Source organism: Pseudomonas sp. SST3 (assembly GCF_003325755.1).
On the sequence record NZ_QORI02000156.1, the window covers coordinates 1 to 3,805 of the forward strand.

General features: G+C 59.1%; 3 protein-coding genes and 2 pseudogenes. 2 read left to right on the forward strand and 3 right to left on the reverse strand.

The features are described 5' to 3' along the window. Positions 1-31 precede the first annotated feature (31 nt). From DQ405_RS25665 to DQ405_RS25675, 3 genes and pseudogenes are all read right to left on the reverse strand, one after another. Positions 32-340: a hypothetical protein gene (locus DQ405_RS25665; RefSeq protein WP_003189853.1), complete on the reverse strand. Its 309-nt coding sequence runs from the start codon at positions 338-340 to the stop codon at positions 32-34. A gap of 260 nt (positions 341-600) precedes the next feature. Next, on the reverse strand, positions 601-1,035 hold the full coding sequence (locus DQ405_RS25670) for a DoxX family protein (protein ID WP_003189852.1): 435 nt from the start codon (positions 1,033-1,035) through the stop codon (positions 601-603). 104 nt (positions 1,036-1,139) lie between these two features. After that, positions 1,140-2,563 (reverse strand): annotated as a pseudogene (locus DQ405_RS25675) (transglycosylase SLT domain-containing protein). Between the two features lie 236 nt (positions 2,564-2,799). Between DQ405_RS25675 and DQ405_RS25680 the strand changes: the two are divergent. Next, positions 2,800-3,606: a TatD family hydrolase gene (locus DQ405_RS25680; RefSeq protein ID WP_103451857.1), complete on the forward strand. Its 807-nt coding sequence runs from the start codon at positions 2,800-2,802 to the stop codon at positions 3,604-3,606. Between the two features lie 97 nt (positions 3,607-3,703). Beyond that, a pseudogene (locus DQ405_RS27955) lies at positions 3,704-3,805 on the forward strand (hypothetical protein); the annotation flags it as partial.

Below are 3,805 nucleotides of genomic sequence, written 5' to 3' on the forward strand. Positions count from 1 at the left end.
CTCCTCGCACTGGCAACCTTTCACTAGTCGCTCAGCGACGGGCAATCAGCCCTTGCCGGGCAATGCGCGTCAGTTGGTGGATCACCTCATGGGCGTTGCTGGCACTCGGTGCCTGAATCACTGCAAGGTCGAAACTGTCGCTGGCAAAACGGGCCAGGGAATCGCCGTCTTCCACAAACTGGATCAGGAACGCCGAAGGCCGACCGGAACGGCGTGGCCAGCCGTCCAGATAACGCAGCAGTGTCGGCTGGTGCTTACCGCCCAGGAGGATTTTCGGATTGCGTTGAGTCAGGTCCGCGGTGATCGGGGCCAGGCGTATAAGGGGGCGTAGTGCATTCATCGTGTCGTGTCTCTGCCTCAAAAGTCTGCGGGCAGGTGAGAGGCAACACCGAACCAGCGCTTTAGCGGTATTTCGAGGAACGCCCTGCGTGAGCAAGCGTACTTCTGTCGGGCTGCATTGAGACCCAGTGGCGCCCCGCAATTAGCTGTTTAAATCGGCGCATGAGCAGCATCCTAGAGAAGCCTGTGGGGCAGTGTCAAGAATCCCGGGCAACGAAAAGGCCCGCATCAGCGGGCCTTTTTGTGCAGCTTGCTAAACGATCAGTGAGTGATCGCGCGGTCGACAGACAATTTGCCCGCACCTTCCAGCAACACCGCCAACGCGCCGCCGAGCAACGCCAGTGCGAACTCATAACCGTTGTTGGCCATGAACAGCCCGTTGTGGATGTGTACAGAGAAAATCGCCACCAGTGTCAGGAAGGTCAGGCCCAATGCAGCAGGGCGAACCAGCAAACCGATGATCAGGGCCAGGCCGGCGAAGAACTCGGTACCGCCCGACAGCAGCGCCATCAGCGTGCCCGGCGCCAGGCCGATGCTTTCCATCCATTGTGCGGTGCCCGCCAGGCCACCACCGCCAAACCAGCCGAAGAGCTTTTGCGAACCGTGGGCAGCGAAGATGATGCCGACGAAGATACGCAGAATAGTCAGGCCATAACCGGCGCGAGTGGACAGTACACGGGTAATCATTGGGCTCATGGGGGTAAATCCTTTTCCAGGTAGGGGTTGGTTGGCCGCTATATTAATCAGTTTAAGCAATGATAAAAGCCGAAATATTGCCTAATTTACATCTAAAAAATCGATTATTCACGCGATGCAACTTTAGCCGCAGGCGGCTCCAGAGACTCGCGCTCCCGATCGAACGCCAAATAATACTTGTTGACGCTATTAACATAGCTGACGCCGCCCATCCCTACCTGCTCCATGGCAATGCGTTCAACCTGGAAGAACCACTGATTGGGGTTAAGCCCACGGCGCTTGGCCTCGGTGCGCATACCTTGCACCCGCTCCGGCCCCATGTTGTACGCCGCCAGCATAAAGGCCATGCGCTCGCGCTCATTGAGCTTGGGGCTGGAGAAAAACTTGCGCCGGATCATCGCCAGGTAACGCGCCCCCGCCTGCACATTACTGTCGAGCGACTCGATATTGTTGACCCCCACCCGCTGCGCCGCCGACGGCGTGATCTGCATCAGGCCGGTAGGGCCTCCACTATTGCGTGCGCCTGGGTCCAGGGAAGACTCCTTGAACGCCAACGCCGCCAGATTCAGCCAGTCCATACCTTGCTCACGCGCATGTTTTTGCAAAACCGGGCGCAGTTTTTCCAGGCGCTGGCGGTCAGCCCGCGCCAATGGGTTACGGACCTGGTAGAGGCGCCGATAGATGCGCTGGAAGGCCACATCCTGGTCGGAAGGCGTGTGATAGGTCTTGAGAAAACCGATCGATGCTGGCACGCAGCATCGACGCGTCCTGACGCACAAAACCAGAACTCGTCGCCTGGCTCGCTGATGACGACCTGCTTGTCAAAGCGCAACTTGGGCAGGATTTTCGACCAGCGTTGAGCAATCGGTTTTTCCACGATCGTCAGGTGAAAAATCCCCGCCTGCACCATCTCCAGGACATCTTCCACCGCCAGGCTCGGGTCAACCCATTCCACTTTCACTGGTGGGCGCTTGTGCAGGGCCAGCTTTTGATTGACCTGACTGATAGCGTCCACCGCCGCACTACCGGTGGTCAGCGTCACCGTGCGACCCGACAGTTGCTCCAGTTTGGTATACCGTCGTTCACCCTTGACGCCCACCAGCCACAACGGCACATCGCTGACAATCGGGGCGCTGGCGCTGACCTTGTGCACGCCTTTCACGTCCAGCAACTCACCGGGCGCCACCAGGTCACCTTCACCACGGGCCAGCGCACCGAGTAACTGGTCCTTGGCCTTGGGGATGATCTTGAGGTTGATGGCCTGCCCATCACGGGCATGGCCGTTGAGGTACTGCTCGAAGGCGCGCAACCGATGGTATTCGACACCGATGGCCTGGCCCTGCACTTCACCGGAACTGTTGCGGCTCTGGTTGACCAAGACACGCAGGGTGCGGCTGGAGCGAATTTGCGCCAGGTCGCGGACCTTGCCGGGCTTGGCCACTTGCAGCGGCCCATCCAGACGTGCGACCGCCGTCATGGGCAGCAATAACGCCAGGCACAACATAAGCAACGCCGAGGGTCGGATCATCCGCTCTCCGGAAAGAAAACTGGCCAGCGCCTGTGCGAATTACGCAGTGCTGGGGGTCAGAAACAGAGCGCTTTATGCGCTGGCAAGGCGTGCAACGGCGCCAAGGTGGCAGGCAATCGGCCCACCACAATGTCGCTTGCGACGTTCAAAGACAGCGTTAACGCATTGTAGTTCTTGGTTTTTCTTATCAATCTACAGCTCTGATATGCTTTCCGGCCGCAGGCGGAGATAGCACCATGCAACTCATTGATATTGGCGTCAACCTGACCAACCCCAGTTTCGACGAGAGGCACACGGCCGTTCTCGAACGCGCCTACGCCGCTGGCGTGCAGCAATTGGTACTCACCGGCACCAGCGTCGAGGGCAGCGAACAGGCCCTGCAACTGTGTGTAAAACTCGACGAAAGCGCCCAGCGCCTGTTCAGCACCGCCGGCATTCACCCCCACTCTGCCAGCGACTGGAACAGCGACAGCGCCCAACGTCTGCGTGGCTTGCTGGGCGACAGCCGAGTGCGCGCCGTGGGTGAATGCGGGCTGGATTTCAATCGGGACTTCTCCCCTCGCCCCCAGCAGGAAAAAGTCCTCGAAGAACACCTGGCCCTGGCCGTCGAACTGCAACTTCCGGTGTTTCTCCATGAGCGCGATGCCAACCAGCGTCTGCTGGAGATCCTCAAGGACTACCGCGACCACCTGCCAGCCGCCGTGGTGCACTGCTTCACTGGCGAACAGGCAGCGCTGTTCAGCTACCTGGACCTGGATTTACACATTGGCATCACGGGTTGGATCTGCGACGAACGCCGTGGCACCCACCTGCATCCCCTGGTAAGGGAAATTCCCCGAGGCCGTCTGATGCTGGAAAGCGATGCGCCCTACCTGCTACCACGCACCCTGCGCCCCAAGCCGAAAAATGGTCGCAATGAGCCGGCGTACCTGCCCGAAGTACTGCGCGAAGTGGCCTTGCACCGTAACGAAACGATGGAAGATCTGGCGTTGCACAGCACCGCCTGCGCCCGCCGCTTTTTCGGCTTGCCTGCCATCGATTAATACGGCGCATTGACCCATGTCAAAAGCGCTTTTCTGAATAGCGGCACAATAATGGCACCTTGCCAATACTGTTTTCCGCTATCAGAGAAAACCTTCCATGGGTGCCTGGCTTAGCAATATCTCGCTCAAATACAAATTCTGGGCCGTCAAACGCGGTCGCCTTCATCACCACCCTGCTGCTGGTGCTGTACGCGGTACA